This window comes from Bradyrhizobium sp. 1200_D9_N1_1 (assembly GCF_052075915.1).
Lineage (GTDB): Bacteria > Pseudomonadota > Alphaproteobacteria > Rhizobiales > Xanthobacteraceae > Bradyrhizobium > Bradyrhizobium diazoefficiens.
In genome coordinates this window covers 823,862-849,403 of the sequence record NZ_CP197226.1, presented here as the reverse complement: position 1 = coordinate 849,403, position 25,542 = coordinate 823,862, and the positions used below count along the sequence as shown (strand labels likewise).

The window sequence follows — 25,542 nt, the reverse complement described above, 5'->3', positions numbered from 1 at the left end:
GTGATGACGGTCGACGCCCAGATCACTGACATGGCTTCCTTGTGGCCGAACTTGAAACTCATCGGCCGCCACGGCGCAATCGCGGCGTGGCAGGGCCCTCTCCGGCCTTTGCTTCAGACGTTTCAGGTCGAGATCACTTATCGAGCGCCGCTGGTGATCGAACGGCTCGACGTGCGCATTCTCCAGCCACGCGTCAAAGTCTTGTCACCGCCGTTACGGCACCGTCCGGGCGACCCGGAGGGTAGGCTCCCTCACGTGTACTACGGTTCGGATGGCGAAGTGACGCTATGCATGCTCGATCCCGATTCCGACGATTGGTCGCCGTTCGACAGCCTCTCGCAGACAACTGTGCCCTGGGTGATCGAGTGGCTTGCCGCTTACGAGGGCTGGCGCGCAACGGGTCAATGGACAGCGAGCGGCCGCCACGTCGTAGCAGGTGGCGTCGGTGTCTAAGAGCAGCATTCCGCAAAAGGTCCAATCGGCGCTGTGGGCGCGGGCTGCTGGCCGCTGCCAATATCGTGGATGCAATACTGATTTGGTCGGCGACCTGGTGGCCGGGCGGCAAGACGGGATCTTCGGCTTCATCGCACACATCGTGGCTGACGTCGAAGGCGGCCCGCGCGGCGATCCGATCCGGTCGACTCAGCTCGCGCGTAGTCTGGAAAATCTAATGTTGATGTGCGCCCGACATCACAAGCTGATCGATCTTGACGCCGTCGCCGATCATCCGGAATCTGTTCTGCTAACTATGAAAGCCGAGCACGAGGGCCGGATCGCGATCGTTGCCGGCATCGACGAAGACCGGGCATCTCACGTCATCAGGTTTGGGGCGAGCATTTGTGACAACGAGGCGCTTGTATCGACGCAGGCGATCTTTTCGGCGATGCCGCCCGACCGCCACCCAGCCAGCGGCCAGAGGTTGGATCTTGAAATGGTAGGCTGTGCGTTTCGAGACAACGAGCCTGCCTATTGGACGGTCCAGCGCGAGAACCTGAGACGCCAGTTCGAAGCGAAGGTGCGAGGCCGCGTAGAGCGACAGGAGATTAGGCATCTAAGCGTATTCGCACTCGCACCGCAGCCGCTGCTGATCGAGCTTGGCCGGCTGCTCTGCGATATCGTTCCGGCCGTCGTTCATCAAAGGCATCGCGAACCCGCGAGTTGGCGATGGGCGTCCGATGGCCCCCCGATCACATTCCAGGTCACCGAACCGGATATCGGGCTGTCAGGCTCGGTCGCGCTAAAGCTCGGTGTCAGCGCTACCGTGACCGACGCGCGACTCCAGGCGGTTCTCGGCGACGAAGCCGCGATCTGGTCGCTCTGCGCGGATCAACCTCACAACGACGTCTTGCGGCGAGCTGACGATCAGGCCGCATTTCGGCGCGAACTCCGACGGCTCTACGACCGCATCAAGGCTCGGCATGGCGAGGGAACGCTGCTGCATGTTTTTCCCGCGCTTCCCGCCTCCCTGGCGGTCGAGGTCGGCCGCGTCTGGATGCCCAAATCGGATCTTTCCCTCCGGCTCTACGACAACAATCGATCGCACGGGTTCATACGGACCTTCGATATTCCCTAAACCCGATGCGACAAGCGCGCGGACATCTTCCTGTCCGCAATCCTCCTCGCCGCTGCGATTACCTGGTGGATCAATTAAGTCCGGACCCAAGCCCTCTCTCGTAGAGGCATGTATCCGAACGGGAGAAGCCTATTTTTTCAGGAGGCCACCAAGCCACTTTTGAAGGCTGTCACCGTTCATCAATTCGAGACGCGTCGGCAGAAAGGGAGTTATGAACGGATCAGATATTAGCCTTGGCGGAAAGTCCGACGTTGTAGTCAGGATTCCCTTAGAGGCATTCTGCTCCCCGCTGAGTACGCCCAGCAATGCACGAATGTCATCATATGAAACCTCGTTCCTCGGCTTATACGCCTTCACCGATCCTATGATCTTGATGCAACCAACCCCCTTCGAACAGCTATGACATCCCGTCCGTGATCCCCTGAGCGTGGCGTTAATGTCACCTCGTCGAACCCCGCTTTATCGAAGGCACCAGCGACGATCTCTTCCCAACGCGTCGCAGAAAGTGAATACGCTTGGCTCCAATCCGATTGCAGGCTTGCTACAATTTCATACCAAACCGCTGAGTTTGCCTTTATTAGAAATCCCTCTGCCGTTTTACGATCTGCCAGGACGATCTTGTGATCTGGTGTAATGATTCCCGCTACTCGCAACTCCGCTTGCTTATTCCCCTCGGAAAACCGCCGAGCGATAAACGACTCGAACACTGACGGAAGCCTGTCTTCGTAGATCAAGTCAGTAATTTTGATCTTCTCTGGTGGAATTTCCAGATTCCTAAAATCCACTAGTCGTGTGAACTCTAAAAGAATCGGAAACGCTAATTTCTGCGCAATAGGAAACAGCTTAACGGGCATGTAGAATATCAGTTGCTGCGCTAGGCGAACCCTTACCTCTTCCATCTGCTGCAAAGTAAGCATGGCACGCGCTCTTTACTACAACTGCGCATAGGTTAGCAGTCAGCCGGCTGTCGGGCCTTAACAGCCGGAATAGCCAAATCGCAGTTTCGAATACCGACTCCGTGATCAGCGCCTGCTAAGTTTGACAGATCACGTATCCATGTGCGTTCATTTCGGTACACGCCGAGAAGAATGACATCAACAGCCAATAGAGCTGAACGAAGTATGGGTCTGGCGCTTGGCCGGCTGCGACTTCCTTTAGCGCCTCTTCAACAGCACCGCGGCTCAGCGAAGAGGTCACGATGAAGACCCGACGAATTGCATCCGGCGCAAGCCGCACTTGAGCGAATTCGTTCATTAGCTCGTCGGCATCGCCTCGGACAATCCTCTTGATCCGGGTTTTGACTCCGCTACCGCTTACATACTTGTTGTTCCAACCACGAATTTTCGCTTCCATCGATTCCGGCGGAAGGCTCATACGCTGCAAGTTCTTAATTGCTTGGCTCACGGAGATATGGAACGGCCCAGCACCGAGCGATAGTGGACCATGCTTTGCGTGATAAAAGGTAATTCTAGGCGGGCTGCTGGAGTTGTTTAGCCCAATATAGTCCGCCCATTCGTCGCCAAGATCGTCGCACACAAGCACATCGTCCCCGTCCGCAACACTCGCTTCGATCACACCGAAAGTGGAGTCAGCATCAAAGGTGGCCTTTCGCGTCGAAAAGTTACCCTTTTCATCAGTCACTCCGTCTAGGAGCGGATCAGAGCGCAAATGGCGCAACAGGGCTGCGCCACCATCTACAAAGCCTTCGTCGCGGAACAAGGTCCCGTCGATGTAAGCTAAAGAGAGGGCGTCGAACAGCAATATGAACTTATCCTCGCGATCGATGTAGCGTCGGAGCGAGATCCGATTTGGATCGTGACCGAGAGCATACTCTGTACTTTCGACCTCGATGCCGGCAGTGATCGGCAATTGCAAGTCACGCAATGCTACGCGAGCTTGGTTGATTGCAATTGCTCCAACCGAATCAGCACCGTCGAAGATATCCATCCTCTTTCCGTCGCCGCTGACCCTAAACGCACGATCGAGCTCATTTAACGCTGCATCGATTTCATGCTTGGAGAGTTGAGTGAGTCTACCGCTATCTTCATGTACAAGTCTGATTTCGCGATCGACATGGATCGCATCAACAAATCCCGCAACGTCGACGGCAAAACTTGTTGGACGCGCGGTGCCGCCAATACTCGCCAAATCGATAGCGCGGGCTAAGGTACGGAGAAAGCTGGCAGGTGCAGCTCTTCCACCTACCAGCTCGTCAATTACAGATTTCGCGTACTCCACAAGTGCGAGGTGATCGACCCGATCAGACCGCTGCCCTATCCTGCCGGTGCTAGGAGTTGTAGAATAGTGGTCAGTTCCCGACCGGACCGCGTACGCCTGGGGCACATACCGGTTTGCGCCAGCAGGCCCGACAACATTTTGTAGGTCATCGGCTTCGAACGTTTTACTCCTCATCACGTGCTTGGAGACCGACATGTTTCGAAGCCGAATCTTTTCGAACACCGCTCCCTGCCGTGCGACCGCACGATCCACGCGTTCGGCTGATACTCGACCGAGATAGCGGGTGAAAAATCCTGCCGGAAGATCGAGCTTGGATTTAAGAATCGCGAGATGATCGCGATATTCGATCAAAAGAATAAATCCGCAGATTCGTTCTCGGATTCCTGCGTCTTCGGTTAAGAATGAAGGCGAGCGGTCATAGAGGAAGGAGATCGCAGACCAACGCGCGCGCCCAGCTTGGACGCGCCGATGGTAGAATATGTTTTGGGAGGCCGAGGGCTGGCTTGCCCGAACTTGGCGAAAAAGGTCATCTAATGCGGCATTGCTCATCTGCCGCTTAAGAATGTGAAAATTTGCTGTTTTTGCAACGCGAAGAGAGTCGATCATCCATCCCCCGTCGCGTTTCCGCGCGGAAGTACGCCATGTCAATTAAGACGGACCTTCAATATGATCAACTTAAGCGCGAATGCCTCCACGATGCAAATGGAAAGAACATGCCCCCCGCAAAGAAGAGTTAGAAGGCTACTCGATGTCGCGCAGCTCTAGACGGCCTGCTCAATAGCAACGTTAGCCACAAAGTGTCGGCTTATCGACACGTATCCGGTTGATGGGCGTTGAAGGCTATGATCTCTTGACTACGGGGCGACGGCATGCGGAGCGTGCTTGAGGTGCTATGCGACGACAACCCAGTGATCGTTCGATAAAGATTCTGTTCGCTTCTTCGGGGGGCCTATGCGCTTTCCCGGGATGTACAACGCAGCTCGTTCAGCCTCAATCTCGCGCATTACTGGGCGAACTCTGCCACATTCGTGCGGCCTCTCCCGGGGGGCCGAGATTCGATCCCGCGCAATCCGAAGAGTCGCGCAACGACGCAGACAACTTGATCATCCTATGTCCAACGCATCATCGTTTGGTCGATCAGGATCCGACCACTTACACAGCGGATTCGTTGCTTCTCATGAAACGGCGCCATGAGAGCCGCGTCGCAGCATTTCTCAGCTCGGTTGCTGTCGAGCTTACTGACAAGCAGGCTACCGACCTCTCGCGACAGGTGGAGGACGAATCAGTCGACTTCGCAGTTGTCGTCGCGTTGCGGAAGGAATTGGCTGCGCTTAAGCATTATTTTCCTGAGCTGGTACCGATTTCGTCGACATCGGATTCGACCCGCACGTACCTTCGCGGAACGATTCCAACAAGACGCGGCGGCTCGTATCGAGTTGTTGCCACTCTCCTTCATTCGATGGGAAATCTCGATGCCGCACATGCGACATCGGACCTCATCCACAAATGGAAGCCGCGATTTGTACTTGTGAATGGAATTGCTGGTGGAATCTCTAGAAAGGATCAGGGCTTCGGCGATATCGTGGCCTCGAACTCCATTTTCTATTATGAGCTCTCGAAGGTTCGACCCAATCATCAGGAGCATCGAGCTCGGCAATTTCAGGCGGACCCCATCCTCGTGGATGGAATACTGAACTTGACCGACTCAACGTGGCGCGCACATTTGCCTTCAAGGCCCGATGGGAAAAGCGCGAGCGCCATCGAGCCGAGAATTCATGTCGGACCAATTGCCTCTGGAGAGAAGGTGATTGCTTCAAGCGAGGCTGCCCAAGAGCTTCGGTCGTTGCAACGCGATCTCATCGCAATTGAGATGGAGAGTGCAGGAGTCGCTTCTGCGGCATTCAGCGCTGTCAAGAAGGTGGGATTCTTGACGATCCGAGCCATCTGCGACTTCGCCGACGGCAAAAAGAATGACATGTGGCAAGAGTACGCAGCGTATTCCGCGGCTTCGTGCTTGCGAAGCTTCATTGAGTCGCGCCCAGTTTCCCTCTCGGAGGGGGCGTGGCCGAAGTCCGTTGCTTCGGTAGCGGCAACGAAGTCGCGTATTTCGATAGCTCAACGTAAGAAATTGTTCGATGAGCTGTGTACGGCGTTCGATATGGAAGAGTTTAAGAACCTTTGCTTTCTCCTGGGCGTGGACATTGACGAAATTCCCGGCGACCGCAAATCGGCCCGGGTCAGAGAGCTAATTTTACTGTTCGAGCGGCGCGATACGTTGCACGTATTGGAGGAAGCCGTCGATGAAAGGACACGTTAACGGAAAACCTGAGCATTCAGGCTGATGCTTTCGGCGGTGTCCGTAAGCCGTCGATACGCACTGAAATGCATGTCACGGACAGATCGGGCATTGAAACAAGGACTCCAATCGAAGCGGCCAGGACCGAGCGTGAACTCTCGTGACTATCACGAACAATCACCCACTACATGCCCCAGTCTCCGCCTCCTACAGCTCGATCAGAATCTAAAATAACAGCAAACTCAAATAGATAATAGACGCCGCAGGCTCATGCACAACCACCCTAGCGGCGATCCCTCGCCCTCGCAGGCCGACATCCAGATGACGAAAGCGATCATCGACATCGCCAGGCCGCTCGGCATCGCCGTGCACGACCACATCATCGTCGGCAAGAACGGGCATTCCAGCTTGAAGGGGATGAAGCTGATCTAACGACGTCGGCTCTTGGGGCTAAAGCGGACCTTACCGCGAACTTCGCAAAACGACGCGACTGACCCAAAGGCGACATTCAACGCCTGGAGTGATTTCCAGCTTCTGTCTGATCTTCGGATGCTAGCCGGGGAAGTCGCGGAACTCCTTGACGAGATTAAACGGAATTTTCCACCCGGCGCCTCCCCCGCGCATCAGCATCTTGATGTCTTCCGCCCTGTTTTCTTTTCCGGTTTTCGGATCGGTCTCCAGCGTGTGGCCTTGGCTGTCCCAAGGTTTGCTCGCGCTCTTCGAGTAGTAGCCGAGAAAATGGCCGGATTCATGGGCAGACGTGTTAGGCCCGCGTTGCGAGCTGATGAAGGCAAGGTCCAGCGATCGAGCAAATGAGCCATTGGCGGGGCCGCCATTGGACCAAACCTTATCGACGCAAAAAATGGTTAGATGGGCGCCCTGAACTTTGTGTTTGACGAAGAAGCCCTTCAGTTTTTCGACGTCGATCACATCGGGAAAGGTCGCTAGGCTCGCATCCTTCATGCCGGTCGCAGTGGCGAGGTCCTGTTTGACGGCAGCCTGCGAGTCGTCGATGACCAGCCAGTCGCTTGGCACCCGCTCGAAGCGGATGTTGGCCTGCGGCCTCCATATATTGTTCATCGTCAGCAATTCATCTTGCTCGTTGCAAGGCTTCTTGGCGTGAAACGCCGGAGCGCCGCCACTCCCCGGAACCATGACGTTACGGAACGCCACCTTGATCTTGATTTCCGGCAGCACGACGACATGGAGCTTGGCTTCGATCTTCCGGCCGGCCGACCGGGCCACCACCTCCAGGCCGGGAAAGCCAATCGGCTTAATCCGGCCATTGATTTCGAAAAACCGTGCATCGCCATTGAAGGTGGTGGGAAGTGACGCCGCCCTGAGCTGCGGATCGATATCGGGTTCGGAGAAGGTGTCTCTGGCTTGCATTACGCGTCTAAGGGTATCGGCGCCATCGATCTCCTTGATCCCGAGGGCATGGGGGTTAGGATCGACTTTGAGCTTTCTTCCGGGATCGATCAGCGCCACGATGTTGGAGCCGCCGAACGGCACCACCATGCCCGGCGGGCTGCGGCGCTCATCGATGCCGGAGCGGCGGAAAACCTCTTGAAAAGCGGCCATGTCTGGTTCTCCTGTCTTAGTTCGGTCCGTCAACGCGAAATTTTGCGCGCGGAATGAGAGCCTCCTTCGGCGGCGGGAACACCATCTGGCCGGCCCCCGCGGCGAGATGCAGAAAATTTCGGCGGCGAAGTTTCATGGCAGTCCCTCCGCAACAATTGGGCACGGACGGCAGTAGGCGTAGCCTACTCCGCTTTGCGGAGAACGCGGAAGGCCAATCAATGTCCGCTTCTGGCCCATCAGAGAAGTGGCGGAACGCCTCATTGAGGTCCGTTCAATCAAGCGCCTCGTCGGCCGCGCTCCACGGCCAGAACGAAAGCCGTTCCGAGCGATCCGGCGAATGCGCGCGGTGTCAGGCCGGGTATGTGAATGACCGAGGCCACGGCCGACGGCCCGGACTTCCGGCACCACGCACTTTCCTTCATCCGCCTTGAATGGTCGTAGATCTTGCCGGTAACGATGGGGCGGGCTTGAAAAACGCTCTCAGCGGCGGCAATCTCGGCTTGATTGAGGCCTCGATCTGGAGAATCTCGGCTTATGCCGATCGATGCGAGGATCGACGATGAAGCAGCGGCTTATAATGTGGCTTGCCGTTGTTGCGGGCGTCGCCCTGGTGCTCGCCGTCGCCTGGGCCGCCATCCTGTGGACTCGCCCGGAGCCTATTCGCATCGCCTTCGCCAATTCGCTCTCTGGACCGTCGGCCCCGGCCGGGACGGAAAGCCTGGTCGCGACGCAGCTTGCAATCGACGAGGTGAACGCCAAGGGTGGCGTCAACGGACGGCTAATTGAACTCGTTCTGTTCGACGACGCAAGCGATCCAGCCGTGGCGCGCGCGAACGCGCAGGCGATCGCCGACAGCCCATGCGTCGCTGTGCTCGGCCATTATCTCAGCTCCGCTTCGCTCGCGGCCGCGCCGGTATATAAGGATGCGCGGATTCCGGCGCTCACGGGAAGCGCGGCTGCCGACGATCTGACATCCACCAATGATTACTATTTTCGTGCGTTGGCGCCGGTCTCCGCGCAGGCGCGCTCGATCGCGGAACATCTGCGCGCCGTGATGAAGGAGCCAAAAGTCCGTCTTGTTCACACGCGCGATTCCTACGGCAAGAATTTTGAGCATGGATTTGCCGCGGCCTATCCGGCGGAGCAGTTGCACGTGTTCGGACTGGACGTCGCAGCCGGTCAGATCGGATCGATGGATGGGACGCTAGCCGCTGCCGCGCAGGAGCCCGGACCCGGCGTTATCGTCGTCGGCGCGGCACCCGATTTTAGCCCAGACATCGTCAAGGCGCTGCGCCGCCACGGCATCAAGGGAACGATCATCGCATCCCAAGGCGCGGCCCGCGAAAGCTATTTGCAGAATTTCGCCAACGAGCCCGAGGAAAAATCGCATCCGGGTTTCTTCAGCGAGAATCTGTATGCCGCTTCATCGCTGATGTTCGACAGCGCAGGCGTGGCGGCGCAGGCCTTTGCCGTCGACTACAAGGCGAAAGCCGCTACCTCGCCAAGCTGGGTTGCCGGCGGCGCGTATGACGCCGCGCGCCTGATGATCGATGCGCTGAAACGAGCTGCCGTACATCACCGGTTTATGGGGCAGGGGATTCAGAAACGATCCGACAGCAAGGTTGCGGATCGCGACCGGGTGCGCGCCGCACTGGCCGCGATCGACAGTCCGAAATCGGCGGTCGTCGGGCTGACGGGGCGGCTCTATTTCAACGCGAACCGCGACATTCCGCGCCCGATCCGAATGGGTTTCTTCCATTACGGTCGGTTCGTCACGGCGCCGCAGCAACTCGTGCGCATCGATCAGCCTGATGGAATCGATCTCGCCGCGGAACAGGAGAAGGGCCATGTCATCGCGTTCGAGGATCGGCGCTACTGGATTCAGCGCGTCGTCTATACCGGCATCGACATCATTCGCGTCAGCCGGATCGACGTGAAGCAAAATTCGTTCAACGTCGACTTCTATCTCTGGATGCGATTCGCTGGCGACGATGAGGCGCAGACGCACGTCGAATTCCCGGCATTGCTGGATCGCGGGGCGTTCGATCCAGCTCGGCCGATTCAGGCTGGACACGAAGACGGCCTGAGTTACCGGCTCTATCGCATCAACGGCGATTTCAAGGCCCATTTCGATCTCCATGATTATCCATTCGACACGCAGCAATTGCATCTACTTTTTCAGAACACGGAACAGCGGCGGGAGCTCATCACCTATGTCATCGATCGGTTCGGCTTGCGCCTCGCCGACGACGGAAGCTCGCGGGCCGAGGACGGGGCCTATTCCGGGCTTCCGCTCTGGCGATTTCTCGGGCTGAACTATTTCGTCGAATCCCTGTCCAGCGGATCGACGCTCGGAAAGGCGCCTTTGTTTGGTGCCGAGGCAAGGACGGAATTCGCAGGCTTCGATGCGGCCATCATGCTGCGCCGCAGCTCCGCCATCTACATGCTGAAGAACCTACTGCCGCTGTTTCTGCTCGTGCTCGTCGTATTCGCCACGCTGTTCTTTCCCGAAACCATGTTTCGTGAACGCGTGACGATCCCAGTGACCTCGATCCTGGCGAGCGCGGTGCTGCTCGTAGCGGTGAACAGTCAGATCGGCGATGTCGGATACACGGTGGTGGTCGAAGAGATGTTCTACATCTTCTTCGTACTATGCCTGATGGCGATGTTGGCGGGCTACAGACATGAAAAACTTCGGGACGCGGGCCGAAAGCGCGTCGCTGTTGTTTCGGATCACGTAGCACAGATCATTTATGCCGGGACGGTGCTCGCTATCATCGTCGTGCTCTACCGGCGTTATGCCGTGTGAGGCAGGCGTGGATACCTCGCCGGCCCGCCACACATCGCCAGGTCGCTCGGCATCGCCGTGCACGACCACATCACCGTCGGCAGAAGTGGCCACGCCAGCTTGCGCGGGATGCGGTTGATCCAGGGCTCCAAATCGTGGCGGCGGATTGAGAGGAAGTCCCGCCTATCTTATCAGTGCCTGCCGCTGAATCGGCCGCATGGCTCTCAGGCCATCTCACCGAACCAGTTGCCACCCTTTCGGCGTCCAGCGCAGCAGCGCGGCGGAAAGCGGCTTCGGCGCGCGCGCCATGACGTTCCTGGCGAGCGTCCGCAGCGCGTCGAGCGCGGCGCCGCTGTCTTCGCTTGCATAGAGCACGAGATCGGCCGACGGCGCCGCCACGATCAGGACGCCACCCTGGGCCTGCGCGAGCGGCGCCCAGCTGTCGATCAGCGCAAGCCGGCTGGTCTGATAGTAGTCTCCCTTCAGCGTGCCGAATTGTCCTGATGGGACCGCCTTTGCGGCGGTCGCGAGCGGCTTCATGCTGCTGCGCAGATTGGCGATGGCGATGTCGAAGACCTGGTCCGGCGTCAGGCCGAGCGCAGCACGATCCTTGTCATTGAACACCCGTATCGTCCGCGGCGAATCCAGCACCGGGACGATCACCAGCCCCTCTGCCAGGGGCCGCGTCAGGGCCGGACCGCGCGCATCGACCTCCCGAAGCGCCTGCCGCATGTAATCGGCCGAGCGCACGACCACGCGCAGCGCTGCTCTGGTGGGAGGATCATTCCGATTGCTTGTCGTTGCCACGACGCCGCTGACATAGGTGCCGATCTCCTTGCTGCAGGCGCCCGTGTTGGTCTTGCAGAAGGCGTAGATGCGATCGAGGTTGGCTTGCAGAGGGCCGATCGAAAGCGTCAGCGGCCCCTTGATCACGACAGGGGTGTCACGAATCTCGGCGCGGATGCGCTCGGCCACGAAAGCCGTAAACGCGGGTTCGTCGGCTGGAATCTGTTGCGCGCGGGCGGACCCGGCTCCGACGAGATCGCCCGCTGCGATGACGGCGATCAGAAGCCGGCACATGCGAGATCGGATAGTCATGCGATCCACCACCCCGGGATGGCGGCCCGCGGCCGATGCTCACCCCTCCCCGCCAAGTCAACCGCCGGCCGCCGTCAACCCCGCGACGCCGGCGGCTGAACGATCAATAGCAATATCGGGGATCGACCGGGACGTAGCGGCCGTCGGGGCGCTGCATGTAGCAGCCGCGCTGATAGGCGTAGTAACCGGAGCGGCGGCGCTCGCCCTCGGAAGCGATCGCGGCGCCCGTTCCGGCACCGACGACGGCCCCGATTGCGGCACCGCGGCCTCCACCGATCGCGCCGCCGAGGATCGCCCCGCCGACACCGCCGATGATCGCGCCGCCGACGGCGTCCTGGGCCGCCGCCTCATGCACCGGCATTGCCATCGCAACCGTCAGACACGCAGCGATCCCAAAACTTCCAATGCGAAGACCTCGAAGCATGCTCGACCTCCCCTGTGGTGAGCTGTGTCATAGCGCCGGAAGCGGATTCGGGCCAGAAAAATAGCCAGCGCCGCCACCTGGACGCGCCGTGATGGCGCCGGGGGGCTCTGCGAGGCGGCAGCTCAGACCGTGCCGGGTGCGGTGCACATGCCGGCCATCTCCGTGTCAGGGCTCGATCCAGCGCTGCACGGCCTCGGCGGTGTCGGCGGGCGTGGTGTTGAAGCAGATCGCCGCATTGGGCGCCAGGCGGTGGACGAGGTTGAGCACCTTCTCGAACAGCAGCAGGCGCTGCTTCGGCTCGCGCAGGCCCGCGCCGATCACGATGCAGTCGAAGCTCTCGTCGCGCAACGCCGCCGTCACCGCCGCTTCCGCAGCCGCGTCGAGATCGATCAGGCAGCTCGTGACCTCGTAACCGAGACCGCGCAGGCGCAGCAGCTGGGTCTCGATATAGTTGCGCACGAGCTCCGGCGTGAGCTGCGGGAATGTGCTGTAGTCCGCAACCCCGGGTTCGATGCCGATCGCGAGGACGCGCTTGGCCATGCAAGCCTCCTGAGCAAGCCTCCTGACCGTGTGGGCTGCTAACGGGCGGACGCCCCAGCAGGTTCCAGGATCGCGGTGACCCGCGTTCGCAAGCCACATTCGGCTTGCGACCTCCGAGCGCAGTGCTGCCGCCGATTTCCCGCTCAGGCTGTAACCCATTTCACACACGCCGGGCCGGCGACCTGTCACATTCTCGCAGATTACGCTGGCGCCACGCCCTGATTACGGCGCCCGGCCTACTTTGACATGCACGGAGAGTAGATCGTTCATCCATTTGCGGGAGCGGGAAATGTTGTCATTCGAGAGTTTGAAAGACGAATACGAGCGCAATTGGGCCAGTCTCGAGGTCAGGCCCTCACGCCTCGCCGAAGCCAATGCGGTCGCACGCAAGGCCCTCAACGGCAAGGCGACCTATCAGCAGATCGAGCGGTTGACCGGCGTGCCCTGGCATTTTGCCGCGCTCTGCCACTATCGCGAATCCAACTTCGATTTCGACACCTATCTCGGCAACGGCGAAACGATCCATCGCGCGACGACCATCGTTCCGAAAGGGCGCGGCCCGTTTGCCACCTTCGTGGACGGCGCCGTGGACGCGTTCAGAATCGAGAATTTCGTTGGCGCTCACGACTGGGGTATCGCGCGGATTCTGTACCGGCTCGAGGCGTTCAACGGCTTCGGCTATCACGCCAAGGGCTGCAATTCGCCCTATCTCTATGGCGGCTCGACACTGTACGGCCCGCCCGAGGCAAGGGCCGGCAAATTCGTCCGCGATCACGTGTTCGACTCGAACCACGTCGATTCCCAGCTCGGCACCGCGGTGATCCTGCATGCGATGATGTCGCTCGATTCCTCGATCGCCATCGACGGCAGCACGCAATTCGTGGGCCGCACCGAGCCCGAGGACGACATCGCCTCGACGGTTGTTCTGATGCAGCAGGCGCTCAACAAGCTCGGCGCCAACCCGCCGCTTGCAGAGGACGGCATCAGCGGACCGAAGACCAAGGCTGCGGTCTCGCAGTTTCAGCAGCAGAACGGCCTGAGGGATACCGGCCTTCTCGACGGGGCCACGGTCGCTGCCGTCACGCGCGCGACGCAGTCGGGCACCGCCGGGCAGACCGGCGATCTGTCCCAGGCCCTGAAGCGGCTGGAGGACCTCGCGCAGTTGCTGCGACCGTCAGCCGGCGGCGTAACGCCGGGGACGACGACACCGGGCAACACGCTGCCCGCCACCAACGACCCGATCAGCCTGTTCGAACGGCTCTTTTCCCTCATCAACAAGACGGCGCCCATGCCAGGACCGGTCACCCCGACCAATCCCGCCCCCGTCGATCAGCTGAAGCAGGTTGTCGACCTGCTCAGCACCTTGCTCAACAAGGACGGCAAGCCCGTGCTCGGCCAGGTCAACGGCGCGCTCGGCGAGACCATCGGCAAGCTGCTCGACGGCAAGAAGACCGCGCTCGGCATCGGCGGCTCGGTGCTCACCGCGCTGCTGTCGTCGGTGACGGCAAGCCCCAATGCGGGCGGCATTGCCGGATTGCTCGGAACGATCGTGTCGGCCGTGCCGGGCCTTGGCCAGTTCGCGATGCCGATCTCGCTGGCGCTCACGGCCTGGGGCGTGCTCGGCAAGCTGGAGAAGTGGGCGCAGGGCACCGCGCCGCCGCCCAAGGCTACGACGTAAAGCCGACGACGTAGAGCCGACGACCTAACCACAACCGCGCAGCCGTTTCAGCGCGCCTCAAGCCATGCCGCCGGCATCGGCAATGTCTGCCGCACGTCGTTCCATCAACCCGCGCTCGCGCGCATTGGTTGCAAGACGGGCGGCGGTCTCGAACGATAGCCGTGCCTCGGCGAAGCGGCCGAGCCTGTGCAGAAGGTCGCCGCGCACGGCCTGAAGATGGTGATAAGTGCTGAGCGCCGGCTCGTCGGCGATCATCTCGACGAGATCGAGCCCGGCCTGCGGCCCTTCGGCCATGCCGAGCGCGACCGCACGGTTGAGTTCGATCACGGGCGAGCGCACCAGCGTCGCAAGCTGGCCATAGAGCTCCGCGATGCGTCGCCAGTCGGTGCTTGCGGCCGTCTCCGCGGTGGCGTGACACGCGACGATTGCGGCCTGCAGCGTGTAGAACCGGCCGGCTCCGCCGAGCTCGCGCGCGCGGTCCAGCGCCCGAAGGCCGCGCGTGATTTGGAGCCGATCCCACAGCCCGCGATCCTGGTCCATGAGCAGGATGGGCTCGCCATCGCGGTCGGTGCGGGCATGCATCCGCGCGGCATTCAGGTCCATCAGCGCCATGAGACCGTGCACCTCGGGCTCGAGCGGCGCGAGCCCGACCAGCACCCGTCCCATGCGCAGGGCCTCGTCACAGAGCTGCGGCCGCAGCCACTCCTCGCCGCGAGAGGCCGAATAGCCCTCGTTGAAGATGAGATAGACGACCTCGAGCACCGAGGCCAGACGCTCGGAAAGCGCCTCGCCGCCCGGCGTTTCGTAGGTGAGGCCCGACCGCGAAAGCGTGCGCTTGGCGCGGACGATGCGTTGGGCGATGGTTGCCTCCGAGACCAGGAAGGCGCGCGCGATCTCGTCGGTGGTCAGGCCGCAGATCATGCGCAACGCCAGCGCCGCGCGGGCCTGCCGCGGCAGCAGCGGGTGGCAGGCCGTGAAGATCAGCCGCAGCCATTCGTCACCGATGTCGTCGTCGAGGGCGGTGTCGAAATCGGGCATCGCGTCCTGTTCCTGCATCAGCTCGTGCGTCAGCAGGTCCTGCTTGCGGGTGAGCATTTTCGCCCGGCGCAGATGATCGAGCGCACGGCGCTTCGCCGTCGCAACCAGCCACGCACCGGGATTGTCCGGCACCCCGCTCAGCGGCCAGGCCTCCAGCGCGGCGACGAGAGCGTCCTGGGTCAATTCTTCCGCGAGCGTCACGTCCCGCAGCATGCGCGACAGCGTCGCGATCAGCCGCGGCTGCACGACGCGCCAAGCTGCGTGAATCGCGGCGCGGATCGCGTGATCGATGTCGGCGGCCGTCATCGCCACCGACCAGAGCCCTTTCCGTTCCGATAGAATCGGAACGGGGCTCTGGATTCTTGCTTTGACGCGTTTTCTTTACGCGAACCGGTATCCACTTTGCTTGAAAACGCACTAAGACGAGCGGTGGTGTTCATCAGGCGTGGGCGGCGACCCTGGAATGCGCGTCGATCTCGCACGCCACGTCGACGCCCGGCGTCGCGAATGCCCGCAATTCGCAGGTACCGTCCCATCCCGGCATGTGATCGAGATGCAACTGCATGAATTCCTTCGCCATGGCCAGGGCTTCCGCCTTGTCGCGCAGCTCGAAAATGGCGTAGCCGCCGATCACTTCCTTGGCCTCGACGAAGGGGCCGTCGATGACGCTGAGCTCGCCGTCGACGATCTTCACCCGTGCGCCGGTCGCAAGCGGCATCAGGCCGCCGGTGTCGAGCATTCGACCGGCCTTGATCTCCCGCTCTGATATTTTCTGCATCGCCTCCATCAGTGCCGGGGTCGGGCCCGCCATCGGCTGGCTGGAGGTGACGATGTACATGAAGCGCATGAAAAACTCCCTTGGCGCGAGCAGCGACCGCTCCGGCCGCAAACCGGCTCGCTATGGATGTGACGATTGAGCCTCGGCTAAATCGACATCCCCGAGAGAAATTATTGGCCGGGAGAAATTATTGCCGCAGCATGATCAGGGGATCAGCGGTATCGGGAACGCGCCGCCACTGCGCGTTGTCGTCGGCCTCGAACTGCCAGACATCGCCTGATTTCGACATCAGGATGATCTGGCCGCGTTCGAGCCGCCATTGCGTCGGATTGAACTGCGCGATGCCCGCATCGCATTTCGGCTTCAGGAAGACCTGGAAATTGTCCGGCCCCGCCTCGGTATTGGTCAGCGTCAGCCCGCAGACCGGCTGGCCGTTGCCGCGCACCATCGACCAGTCGCCGATCATCTGGTCCATCGACTTGGCCATCGAACGGGCGGCGGCGAGGTCCTGCAGGATGTAGACACCTTCGCCCTGCCGCAGCCCCTCGAAGATGCCGGCCTCGACCTCGGTGAAGTCGATCACCGCTTCACCGGTCGCATCCTGCAAGCGAACGATGTCGAGACCCCTGACGCTCCAGGCGACGATGTCCTTGGTGAAGGGCAGCGCGGTCTTGCAGGCCGGCTCCAGCTCCAGCTTGAAGCCCTGGCCCGCGGCATCGCTCTTCATGGTGACCACGCAGGTCTTGCTGCGCTCGGTGGTCGAGAGCTCCCATTGCCCGGGCATCGTCTTCTTCAGGCTCGTCGCATCCTGCGCCAAGGCAGGGCCGACCGCGGCGACACATGCCGCGATGGCCAATGCAGCGACCCGAAGAATGGTCATCAGCGCCCCTTGAACGGCGTTTCCGCAACCGGGGTCAACGGCGCCTTGCCGGCGAACCAGGCCTTGAGGTTGTCGACGACGAGCTGGTCCATCGCGTTGCGCGTCACCACCGAGGCCGAGCCGATATGCGGCAGCAGCACGACGTTCTGCATGCTCTTGAGCTCGTCCGGCACGCTCGGCTCCGCTGCGAACACGTCGAGGCCGGCGGCCAGGATGGTGCCGGATTTCAGCGCCTGCACCAGCGCCGGCTCGTCGACCACCGAGCCGCGCGCGACATTGATCAGTACGCCGCGCGGGCCGAGCGCCTTGAGCACCTCGGCATTGATCATCTTGTTGGTGCTGGCGCCGCCGGGCACGATCACCATCAAGGTATCCACCGCCTTCGCCATCTCGATCAAGTCAGGGTAGTGCTTGTAGGAGACGTCCTTGGACGGGTTGCGGGAGTGGTAGACCACCGGCACCAGCGAGGCATCGAGCCGGCGCGCGATGGCCTGGCCGATCCGGCCCATGCCGACGATGCCGACCTTGCGGTCGCGCAAGGAGCCGACGCTGAGCGGATAGTTCTGCGTCTGCCAGAGGCCGGAACGGACGTAGCGGTCGGCCTTGATGAATTCGCGCACGGTGGAGATCAGCAGGCCCATCGCGACGTCGGCGACCTCCTCGGTCAGCACGTCGGGCGTGTTGGTGACGATGATGTTGTGCTCGGCCGCGTATTTGGCGTCGACGTGGTCGTAGCCGACGCCGAAGCTCGCCACCATCTCGATCTTGGGCAATTGCGACAGCGAGTCCCTGTCGGCACGCACCGTGTGATAGGTCACGGCCACGCCGCGGATCTTTTCGCGGATCGCGGGTGTCAGCCGCTCGAGGTCGCCTCGTGTCTCGGCCTTGTGCACGACGAAATGATCGGAAAACCCGTTCTCGAGGATCGGCCGCACCGGCCCATAGATCAGAAGGTCGATCTTTTCGGACGAAATCGAACCGGCGGTCATCAGTTTTCCTTTCCAAGGGCGCTTTCGTGCCAGCGCCGTAAAACGAGGTGGGAAACTAGCGCCAGCACCCCATAGATGACAATCCCGGCCAGCGACAACAGCAGCAGCGCGGCGAACATGCGGGGTATGTTCAATCGGTAGCCTGACTCGGCGATCCTGTAGGCGAGCCCAGAGCCGGCGCCGGCCGTTCCGGCCGCGATCTCGGCCACGACAGCGCCGATCAGCGACAGCCCTCCGGCGATGCGCAGGCCGCCGAGGATATAGGGCAGCGCCGCCGGCAGCTTCAGGAAGCGCAGGGTTTGTGGTGGCGAGGCGCCATAGAGCTGGAACAGGCCGGCCAGATTGCGGTCGACCGAATTGAGCCCGAGCGTGGTGTTGGAGAGCACCGGGAAGAAGGCGACGATGAAGGCGCAGACGACGACCGCGGTCTGCTGCTCCAGATAGATCAGGAGCAGCGGTGCAATCGCGATAACAGGCGTCACCTGGAGGACGACGGCGTAGGGGAATAGCGAATATTCCACCCATTTCGACTGGTTGAACAGCAGCGCCAGCGCGATACCGCCGACGCTCGCTGCCACAAATCCTTCAAGCGTGGTCAGAAGCGTGGTGGCGAGCGATTGTGACAGCACGGCCCAGTCCTTGATCAGCGTCAGGAAGATCACGGAGGGCGCGGGCAGCACGTAAGGCGGGATCTCCCTGATGCGGACCACGAGTTCCCAGGCGAGAAGCCCGGCCGCAAGCACGATGACGGGAAGCACGAAGCGCACCGCGCGGTGCGCGCCGGACGGACTGGCGGTGACGGAGGGCTGCGCGCTCATAGCACCGGTTGCCCCGAATAGGACGGCGCCAGCGCGGCCGACACCTTCCGGCAATAATCCGAATAGGCGGCCGAGGTGCGAAACTCCTCTCCGCGCGGCTCGACCGTCTCGATGCGGATGTCGGCCTGGATCCGGCCGGGCCGCGCCGTCATGACCACCACGCGCTGCGACAGATAGACGGATTCGAACACCGAATGGGTGACGAAGATGACGGTCTTGCGAAGGCTGCGCCACAGCGCGAGCAGGTCGTTGTTGAGGCGGAAGCGCGTGATCTCGTCGAGCGCCGCGAACGGCTCATCCATCAGGAGGATATCCGGATCGGTGACGAGCGCGCGCGCCAGCGAGACCCGCATCTTCATGCCGCCGGACAGCTCGCGCGGATAGGCGTCGGCGAAATCGGCAAGCCCGACGCTCGCCAGCGCTTCGTCGGCGCGCGCGCGCGCCTCCGCCTTCGCCACGCCAGCAAGCTTCAACGGCAGCCGCACGTTCTCGCGCACGCTGGTCCAGGGCATCAGGGTCGGCTCCTGGAATACGAAGCCGATGCCATGGCCCGGCTGTGCAGGTCCCTCGTGACGCGCCAGCCGCACGATGCCGGACGACGGCGCGCTGAGCTGCGCGATCAGCCGCAGCGCGGTCGACTTGCCGCAACCCGACGGTCCCAGCAGCGAGATGAACTCGCCCTTGCGCACGGCGAGATCGAGCGGCCCGAGCGCCATGACGCCGTTGTCATAGACCTTCGTCACGCCGCGCAGGCTGACGGCGAGCGCCGTCAGGCTGGCCTCGACCCCGGACGAGGTTTTGACTGGTGACATGGACCTTGCGTTACGGCTTGCTCGGGCGCAGCTCGACGCCGACGCCCTTGTTGACGAAGCGCAGCGTATAGGACTTGCGGAAGTCGAGATCCGGCTTCACCACGCCCGCCTTCACCATCTTGTTGAAGAAGGAGGTGTAGCGCTCGTCGCTCATGGCGCCGATGCCGTTCTTCAACGACTCGCCGGAATCGACGATGCCGTATTCCTTCATCCTGGCGACGGAATAGGCGAGCAGATCGTCGGTCATCTCAGGATTGAGCTTCTTGATCATGGCATTGCCGGCGGAATTGTCGCCGTAGATATAGTTGTACCAGCCGATCATGGAGGCATCGACGAAGCGCTGCACCAGATCGGGCTTCTTCTCGGCGATGTCGCGGCGGGTCTCGATCAGGGTCGAATAGGTATTGAAGCCGTAATCGGCGAGCAGCAGCACGTTCGGCTTGAAGCCGGCGGCCTTCTCGACCGCGAAGGGCTCGGAGGTGACGTAGCCCTGCATCGCGCTCTTGGGATTGGCGATGAAGGGCTGCGGATTGAAATTGTAGGGCCGGACGTTCTTCTCGTTGAAGCCGTATTCGGACTTGAGCCACTGGAAGTAGCTGCTCATGCCCTCCTTGGAGACGAACAGAGTCAGCGGCTTGAGGTCCTCGATCTTGGCGACCTTGGCGTCCGGCTGCGTCAGCATCACCTGCGGATCCTTCTGGAACACCGCGGCGATGGTCACGACGGGAACGTTGTTGGCGACCGCATCGAACGACATCAGCGTGTTCGCGGCCATGAAGAAATCGATCTTGCCGGCGATCAGCAGCATCCGGTTGTTCTCGTTGGGACCGCCGGGGACGATGGTGACGTCGAGCCCGTACTTCTTATAGGTACCGTCGGCGACCGCCTGGAAGAAGCCGCCATGCTCGGCCTCGGCGACCCAGTTGGTGCCGAAGGTGACTTTGTCCAGGGTCTCCGCGCGCGCCGGGACGACCGAGACAAGAGCGGCCATCAAGCCCGCCGTTAACGCTCGCCGCAGATGAGAGAGGGTCATAATGGCACTCCGTCGATCGCTTCTGGCCCAATCGCTTCTGGCCCATGTGAAAGCAACGCGATAAAACCGCATGAAGTTCGGGGACGCGAGCCGGCCAGGCCCGCGTCCCCTCATACGCCAAATTACGTGACAAATTCGGGCAAAGAAACCTTGATGATGCCGTCCCGCGACTGGACCGAGATCCGCTGGGCCGACGCCGTCCCTGCGGAGGTGTCGCGCTGGATCGCGGTGCTGCCGCTGGCGGCGACCGAGCAGCACGGCCCGCACCTGCCGCTTGCAACCGACGTGCTGATCGCGGACGCCTATCTGGCGCGCGTGCGCGAGCTTTTGCCCGCGACCATTCCGGCCAGTTTCCTTCCCGTTGAACCGGTCGGAATTTCCACCGAGCATATCGACTATCCGGGCACGCAGACGCTGCCGACCGACGTGGCGCTGAAAAGGTGGACCGCGATCGGCGAGGAGGTCGCGCGGCGTGGGGTGAAGAAGCTCGTCATTATCACCAGCCATGGTGGCAACAGCGCGGCCATGATGCTGGTCGCGCAGGATCTGCGCGCGCATCACAAGCTGTTCGTGGTGACGACGTCGTGGTCGCGCCTGTCGGGCGCCGACAAGCTGTTCCCGGCCGAGGAGGTGCGCCACGGCATTCATGGCGGCGCGATCGAGACCTCGATCATGCTGGCGCGCTATCCCGACCAGGTGCGCAAAGATGCGATCGCGGATTTTCCCGCGAGCAGCGTCGCGATGGAGACGCAGTATCGCTGGCTGTCGACGCAGCGGCCCGCGCCATTCGCCTGGCAGGCGCAGGATCTGAACGCCAGCGGCGCCATCGGCAATGCGACGCTGGCCGTTCCCGAGAAGGGCGCGCAATTGTTGGATCAGGGTGCGCGCGCCTTCTGCGAGCTGCTCACTGAAGTCGATAACTTCGACGTGAACAGGCTCGCCAAGGGCCCTCTCGGCTAGCCAACATCCTCCTGGAATCATTGAGGAAAGGACCTCACCCGGGGGTCGCATCCGCCGTCTTCGAACCGGACGCGCGGAGCCTCCGTCCAACTGGGCACGCGGGCCACAACGGACCGCCTCAACCCGGATGGAGTTTCACATGTCGATCAAGACCAAGATTGCCGCCGCAGCTCTCGCTGCCCTCGCCGTCACCGGCAGCATCGTGTCCACCACCTCCTCGGCCGAAGCCAAGCAGCCCGGCTGGGTCTGGGGTGTGGGTGCCGGCATCGCCACCGCCGCTGTGGTCGGCTCCGCGATCGCCGCCAGCAACGACCCCTATTACTACGGCTATCACCGCTGCGGCTGGGTCGCCCAGTACAACGCCTTCGGCCAGTACGTTGGCCGCGTTCGCAGCTGCTACTGATTTGAGTACCTGAGGCCGATCTCACGTGGATCCTGCGTCCGACACGGGCGCCTCATCCACCCCGTGTCGTGCCCCGACCCCGCCCGGCTGTCCCCCCGGGCGGGGTCAACCATTTGCGGCCAGAAAAGCCCGGCTACCGCTTGGCTCAGACAATCCTTCCGATTGCACGTCTCGCGTGTCAGGATACGGATAGGCGGCTGGAGGGCGAGCGTGAATTGGCGGGTCTCAATTGGATCGATCCTGATTGCGATCCTGACATCGACACAGGCATTTCCCGAGCCGGCCTTACAGCCGCAAACAGCGCCCCAGGGCGACAGCCGCCCCGCCGTGGACCTCGAGCTCGTGATCGCGGTCGACATTTCCTACTCGGTGCAGCCAGATGACCTGGCGGCTCAACGCGAAGGCTATGCCAAGGCCATCGTCTCGGAGGAGTTTCTGCGGGCCTTGCGGACCGGCCCTGTCGGCAAGATCGCGCTGACCTACTTCGAATGGTCATCGACAAGGGATCAGGACGTCATCGTCCCCTGGCGGCAGATCGACGGACCGGAAGCGGCCGAGGCCGTCGCAGCTGAAATCATGAAGGCACCGATCCGCCGCGGTTCGCGCACGTCGATTTCGGGTGCGATCAAGTTCGCCATGCCGCTGTTCGAGCAGAACCCGTACCGGGGCGCGCGCCGCATCATCGACGTTGCGGGCGATGGCCCCAACAACAACGGCGATCCTGTCGCCACCGCGCGCGACACAGCAGTGCAGCAGGGCATCGTCATCACCGGCCTGCCGGTCATGATCAATGCAACGCCTCCTGGTCAGGTGGACATCAGCCATATCGACCATATCGATTGGTACTATGAGGATTGCGTGATCGGCGGTCCAGGTTCCTTCGTCGTGCCCATCACCGATCGCGAAAACTTCAAGGAGGCGATCCGGACCAAGCTGGCGCTCGAGGTCGCGGGCCGTACGCCGGATCAATCGCCGCCCCCCTCAGTGGACAAGAAGCCGCGGGTTCTCTGCACGATTGGTGAAAAACTCTGGCAGCAGCGGTGGGATACGATCGCTCCGGCGACCAATAGTCCGGCGATGAGCAAACCGGCGGCGAACAGTTCGTCGAGCAAGGAGGACGCGCTGCTCGACAAGAAGATCAAGGGCATCTGCCGCGGCTGCTAGGTGCTCCCGCTGGCCAGCGACCGGCCGTCGAGCCTTCGCGATGCCACCACTCTCCCATCCGTCCTGGATAGGTCCTTCCGCAGAGGTCGACTCCGCTCGAGCAGTCGAGATCCTGTCTCCCTGAGCGATGTTGCAGTCACGTCACACAGCGGTGCGAACCATCACCTGCGGCAATCCGCTTCAGTTGCTATTGCGAATTAATCGCAATAAGGTTTGCAGCAGACACGGGGACTTGGGAAGAAATCGCGTCGGATCGAGATCATCTCGGCCGATCGTGCGAACAACCGGAACCTGGTGACAGGATCGCCGCGAATCGGCAGGGATGTCGGCTGCGGCGGATGGGACACATTCGCGTTTTGGGGGCGTGCGTTTTGACGTTGAGAGGTCACCGTTACAGGTATTTGCGGACGGCCGCGGCAATCGCCTCGGGCGTGATGGTTTTGCCCGCCGCGAGCCGCGCGGCCGATCTGCCGCTGAAGGCACCGGCGCTGAAGACCGTCTATGACTGGACCGGCCTCTACATCGGCGCGCATGTCGGCGTCACCCGCGGCACGTCGTCGGCGACACTGATCGATCCGACGCTCGCGACCGACGACCATGTGTTTACCGGCGCGACCGGCGGCGTGCAGGCGGGCTACAACTGGCGCCTCAATTCGGGGCTCCTGCTCGGCGTCGAGGGCGACATCTCGTTTCCGAACTATCTGCCGTCCAACCACGTCGTGTCGTCGGCGGCGACCGTGCTGTCGAGCGCGGAGGAGCGCTGGGACTATGTCGCGAGCCTGCGCGCACGGCTCGGCTACACCACCGGCAACTGGCTGTTCTACGCGACCGGCGGCGCGGCCTTCACCGGCGAGCGTTTCCTGTCGACGCCGACCGGCGGCACTGAGGAGAAGGTGTTGCACACGCGGTTCGGCTGGACCGCCGGCGGCGGCGTCGAATATGCCTTCGCGCCGCACTGGAGCGCGCGGCTCGAATATCTCTACAGCAAGTTCGACAACGCCAACGTCACCTTCCCGTCCGGCGCGCAATATTCGTCGTCGATGGATTTCCAGAGCCTGCGCATCGGCCTCAATCGCAAGATCGACTGGCCGGGCGTGCCGACCTACAACCCGAAGTCCGACGTCACCGACACCGAGTCCAGCCGCTGGGAGATTCACGGCCAGTCGACCGTGCTGGGGCAGGGCTACCCCGCGTTCCACGCGCCCTATACCGGAACGAACAGCCTGCTCCCGTCGCCGGATTTTCAGCAGACCTGGAGCAATTCGCTCTATCTGAATGCGCGGCTGTGGGACGGCGGCGAGGTCTATTTCAATCCCGAGCTTCTGCAGGGCTTCGGCTTCAACAACACGACGGGCGCTGCGGGCTTTCCCAACGGCGAAGCGCAGAAGTCCGGCTTCCCCTATCCGCACTTCAACGCCTCTCGCCTGTTCGTGCGCCACACCTTCGGCTTCGGCGGCGAACAAGAAGAGCTTGCCAGCGGGCAGCTTCAGCTCGCGAGCAAAGTTGACGTCTCGCGCCTCACCTTGCAGGTCGGCAAGTTCTCCGTGGTCGACGTGTTCGACGGCAATTCCTATGCGCACGATCCGCGCAAGGACTTCATGAACTGGTCGATCTGGGCGTCCGGCGCTTTCGACTACGCCGCCGACAAGCTCGGCCTCGGCTACGGCGCGACCGCCGAATTGAACCAGAAGCAATGGGCGCTGCGCGCCGGCTACTTCCTGATCGATGCCGTCTCCAACTCGAACAATTTCGACATGAACGTCGGCCGTCGCGGCGAATATGTCATGGAGCTCGAGACGCGCTACTCGCTGTTCGGCCTGCCCGGCAAGCTGCGCACGCTCGGCTTCGTCAACAGCGCCTTCTCCGGCAGCTATCGCGAGACACTGGACAATCCCGCGTTCGGCGTCGACATCAGCCAGACCCGCCGCGGCCGCCTCAAATACGGCTACGCGTTCAACGTCGAACAGGCCATCACCGACGACATCGGCGTGTTCGGCCGCTGGAGCTGGAACGACGGCCGCAACGAGATCATGGCCTTCACCGACATCGACCGCAGCCTGTCCGGCGGCGTCTCGGTGAAGGGAACGAAATGGGGCCGGCCCGACGACGTCGTCGCCATCGCCGGCGCCATCAACGGCCTCTCGCAGGACCATCGCGACTTCATCGCCGCCGGCGGACTCGGTCCGCTGATCGGCGACGGCCAACTCAACTACCGCCGCGAACGCGTGCTGGAGACCTATTACGCCTACGCGCTGAACAAGGCGCTGACCTTCACCGCCGACTATCAGCTCATCGTCAATCCCGCCTACAACGCGGATCGTGGCCCGGTGTCGGTGTTCTCCGGCCGGCTCCACGGCGAGTTCTGAGCGCGCGCGCCTCGTCCTTCGAGACGCCCGCTTCGCGGGCTCCTCAGGATGAGGCTAAGCATTGGTGCCCGTCGAAACTGCGGCC

At 62.0% G+C, this 25,542-nt stretch carries 23 protein-coding genes and 3 pseudogenes; 12 read left to right on the top strand and 14 right to left on the bottom strand.

Annotated features, from left to right (window positions below; all coding sequences use genetic code 11):
• Positions 1-3 precede the first annotated feature (3 nt).
• Positions 4-453: a hypothetical protein gene (locus AB5K84_RS04015; protein ID WP_202557271.1), complete on the top strand. Its 450-nt coding sequence runs from the start codon at positions 4-6 to the stop codon at positions 451-453.
• Positions 437-1,573: an SAVED domain-containing protein gene (locus AB5K84_RS04010; RefSeq protein ID WP_011082906.1), complete on the top strand. Its 1,137-nt coding sequence runs from the start codon at positions 437-439 to the stop codon at positions 1,571-1,573. The genes AB5K84_RS04015 and AB5K84_RS04010 overlap by 17 nt, the downstream gene beginning before the upstream one ends.
• A 129-nt stretch (positions 1,574-1,702) precedes the next feature.
• Here AB5K84_RS04010 and AB5K84_RS04005 read toward each other — a convergent pair whose 3' ends face one another.
• The 3 genes from AB5K84_RS04005 to AB5K84_RS03995 form a co-directional block, all read right to left on the bottom strand.
• Positions 1,703-1,930: a restriction endonuclease gene (locus AB5K84_RS04005; protein ID WP_071908403.1), complete on the bottom strand. Its 228-nt coding sequence runs from the start codon at positions 1,928-1,930 to the stop codon at positions 1,703-1,705.
• Positions 1,931-1,935: 5 nt separating this feature from the next.
• Positions 1,936-2,490 (bottom strand): restriction endonuclease, encoded by a 555-nt coding sequence (locus AB5K84_RS04000; protein WP_011082907.1) that lies wholly within the window; start codon positions 2,488-2,490, stop codon positions 1,936-1,938.
• Positions 2,491-2,605: 115 nt separating this feature from the next.
• A complete protein-coding gene (locus AB5K84_RS03995) occupies positions 2,606-4,417 on the bottom strand; it encodes a hypothetical protein (RefSeq protein ID WP_011082908.1) in 1,812 nt (603 codons plus the stop codon).
• A 286-nt stretch (positions 4,418-4,703) separates the two neighbouring features.
• On the opposite strand from AB5K84_RS03995, the pseudogene AB5K84_RS03990 reads away from it, so the two are divergent.
• From AB5K84_RS03990 to AB5K84_RS03980, 3 genes and pseudogenes are all read left to right on the top strand, one after another.
• Positions 4,704-4,940: pseudogene (locus AB5K84_RS03990) on the top strand (HNH endonuclease signature motif containing protein); the annotation flags it as partial.
• Positions 4,941-4,988: 48 nt separating this feature from the next.
• Positions 4,989-6,128 (top strand): phosphorylase family protein, encoded by a 1,140-nt coding sequence (locus AB5K84_RS03985; protein WP_223153803.1) that lies wholly within the window; start codon positions 4,989-4,991, stop codon positions 6,126-6,128.
• A 246-nt stretch (positions 6,129-6,374) separates the two neighbouring features.
• Positions 6,375-6,539, top strand: a pseudogene (locus tag AB5K84_RS03980) (JAB domain-containing protein); the annotation flags it as partial.
• Between the two features lie 120 nt (positions 6,540-6,659).
• Here AB5K84_RS03980 and AB5K84_RS03975 read toward each other — a convergent pair.
• Positions 6,660-7,688, bottom strand: a complete 1,029-nt coding sequence (locus tag AB5K84_RS03975) for a hypothetical protein (protein WP_011082911.1) — start codon at positions 7,686-7,688, stop codon at positions 6,660-6,662.
• A 559-nt stretch (positions 7,689-8,247) separates the two neighbouring features.
• Between AB5K84_RS03975 and AB5K84_RS03970 the strand changes: the two genes are divergently transcribed.
• Positions 8,248-10,497, top strand: coding sequence for an ABC transporter substrate-binding protein (locus AB5K84_RS03970; RefSeq protein WP_038966619.1), 2,250 nt, complete (start codon positions 8,248-8,250; stop codon positions 10,495-10,497).
• 33 nt (positions 10,498-10,530) lie between these two features.
• Positions 10,531-10,617 (top strand): annotated as a pseudogene (locus AB5K84_RS03965) (RadC family protein); the annotation flags it as partial.
• Positions 10,618-10,710: 93 nt separating this feature from the next.
• On the opposite strand, the gene AB5K84_RS03960 reads toward AB5K84_RS03965, so the two are convergent.
• The 3 genes from AB5K84_RS03960 to AB5K84_RS03950 form a co-directional block, all read right to left on the bottom strand.
• Positions 10,711-11,574: a hypothetical protein gene (locus AB5K84_RS03960; protein ID WP_231166616.1), complete on the bottom strand. Its 864-nt coding sequence runs from the start codon at positions 11,572-11,574 to the stop codon at positions 10,711-10,713.
• Between the two features lie 103 nt (positions 11,575-11,677).
• Positions 11,678-11,998 (bottom strand): YMGG-like glycine zipper-containing protein, encoded by a 321-nt coding sequence (locus tag AB5K84_RS03955; RefSeq protein WP_011082914.1) that lies wholly within the window; start codon positions 11,996-11,998, stop codon positions 11,678-11,680.
• Between the two features lie 165 nt (positions 11,999-12,163).
• The gene (locus AB5K84_RS03950) at positions 12,164-12,538 is read right to left on the bottom strand and encodes a hypothetical protein (RefSeq protein WP_028175101.1); all 375 of its coding nucleotides are present in this window, start codon (positions 12,536-12,538) and stop codon (positions 12,164-12,166) included.
• Between the two features lie 289 nt (positions 12,539-12,827).
• Here AB5K84_RS03950 and AB5K84_RS03945 point away from each other — a divergent pair, with 289 nt between their 5' ends.
• On the top strand, positions 12,828-14,216 hold the full coding sequence (locus AB5K84_RS03945) for a peptidoglycan-binding protein (RefSeq protein ID WP_011082916.1): 1,389 nt from the start codon (positions 12,828-12,830) through the stop codon (positions 14,214-14,216).
• 57 nt (positions 14,217-14,273) lie between these two features.
• Here the strand turns inward: AB5K84_RS03945 and AB5K84_RS03940 are convergent, their stop codons facing one another.
• The 7 genes from AB5K84_RS03940 to AB5K84_RS03910 all read right to left on the bottom strand — a co-directional run bounded on the left by AB5K84_RS03940 (position 14,274) and on the right by AB5K84_RS03910 (position 20,564).
• On the bottom strand, positions 14,274-15,560 hold the full coding sequence (locus AB5K84_RS03940; RefSeq protein WP_038966620.1) for an RNA polymerase sigma factor: 1,287 nt from the start codon (positions 15,558-15,560) through the stop codon (positions 14,274-14,276).
• 133 nt (positions 15,561-15,693) lie between these two features.
• Positions 15,694-16,101 (bottom strand): YciI family protein, encoded by a 408-nt coding sequence (locus AB5K84_RS03935; RefSeq protein ID WP_011082918.1) that lies wholly within the window; start codon positions 16,099-16,101, stop codon positions 15,694-15,696.
• Between the two features lie 118 nt (positions 16,102-16,219).
• A complete protein-coding gene (locus AB5K84_RS03930; protein WP_011082919.1) occupies positions 16,220-16,912 on the bottom strand; it encodes an AprI/Inh family metalloprotease inhibitor in 693 nt (230 codons plus the stop codon).
• Positions 16,912-17,901: a 2-hydroxyacid dehydrogenase gene (locus tag AB5K84_RS03925; protein WP_011082920.1), complete on the bottom strand. Its 990-nt coding sequence runs from the start codon at positions 17,899-17,901 to the stop codon at positions 16,912-16,914. Before AB5K84_RS03925 ends, AB5K84_RS03930 begins: the two co-directional genes overlap by 1 nt.
• Complete coding sequence (locus tag AB5K84_RS03920) at positions 17,901-18,719, bottom strand: ABC transporter permease (protein ID WP_011082921.1); 819 nt, start codon at positions 18,717-18,719, stop codon at positions 17,901-17,903. Before AB5K84_RS03920 ends, AB5K84_RS03925 begins: the two co-directional genes overlap by 1 nt.
• Positions 18,716-19,531 carry an ABC transporter ATP-binding protein gene (locus AB5K84_RS03915; RefSeq protein WP_011082922.1) on the bottom strand — a complete coding sequence of 272 codons (816 nt, stop codon included), beginning with the start codon at positions 19,529-19,531 and terminating at the stop codon, positions 18,716-18,718. Before AB5K84_RS03915 ends, AB5K84_RS03920 begins: the two co-directional genes overlap by 4 nt.
• A gap of 10 nt (positions 19,532-19,541) precedes the next feature.
• Entirely contained in the window at positions 19,542-20,564 is a 1,023-nt protein-coding gene (locus AB5K84_RS03910; protein WP_011082923.1) for an ABC transporter substrate-binding protein, read from the bottom strand.
• Between the two features lie 153 nt (positions 20,565-20,717).
• Here AB5K84_RS03910 and AB5K84_RS03905 point away from each other — a divergent pair, with 153 nt between their 5' ends.
• The 4 genes from AB5K84_RS03905 to AB5K84_RS03890 all read left to right on the top strand — a co-directional run bounded on the left by AB5K84_RS03905 (position 20,718) and on the right by AB5K84_RS03890 (position 25,457).
• On the top strand, positions 20,718-21,524 hold the full coding sequence (locus AB5K84_RS03905) for a creatininase family protein (RefSeq protein WP_011082924.1): 807 nt from the start codon (positions 20,718-20,720) through the stop codon (positions 21,522-21,524).
• A gap of 139 nt (positions 21,525-21,663) precedes the next feature.
• Positions 21,664-21,927 (top strand): hypothetical protein, encoded by a 264-nt coding sequence (locus AB5K84_RS03900; RefSeq protein ID WP_028175107.1) that lies wholly within the window; start codon positions 21,664-21,666, stop codon positions 21,925-21,927.
• Between the two features lie 210 nt (positions 21,928-22,137).
• Positions 22,138-23,091 (top strand): DUF1194 domain-containing protein, encoded by a 954-nt coding sequence (locus AB5K84_RS03895; RefSeq protein ID WP_161536908.1) that lies wholly within the window; start codon positions 22,138-22,140, stop codon positions 23,089-23,091.
• A gap of 434 nt (positions 23,092-23,525) precedes the next feature.
• On the top strand, positions 23,526-25,457 hold the full coding sequence (locus tag AB5K84_RS03890) for a carbohydrate porin (RefSeq protein ID WP_162494256.1): 1,932 nt from the start codon (positions 23,526-23,528) through the stop codon (positions 25,455-25,457).
• Positions 25,458-25,542: the final 85 nt, after the last annotated feature.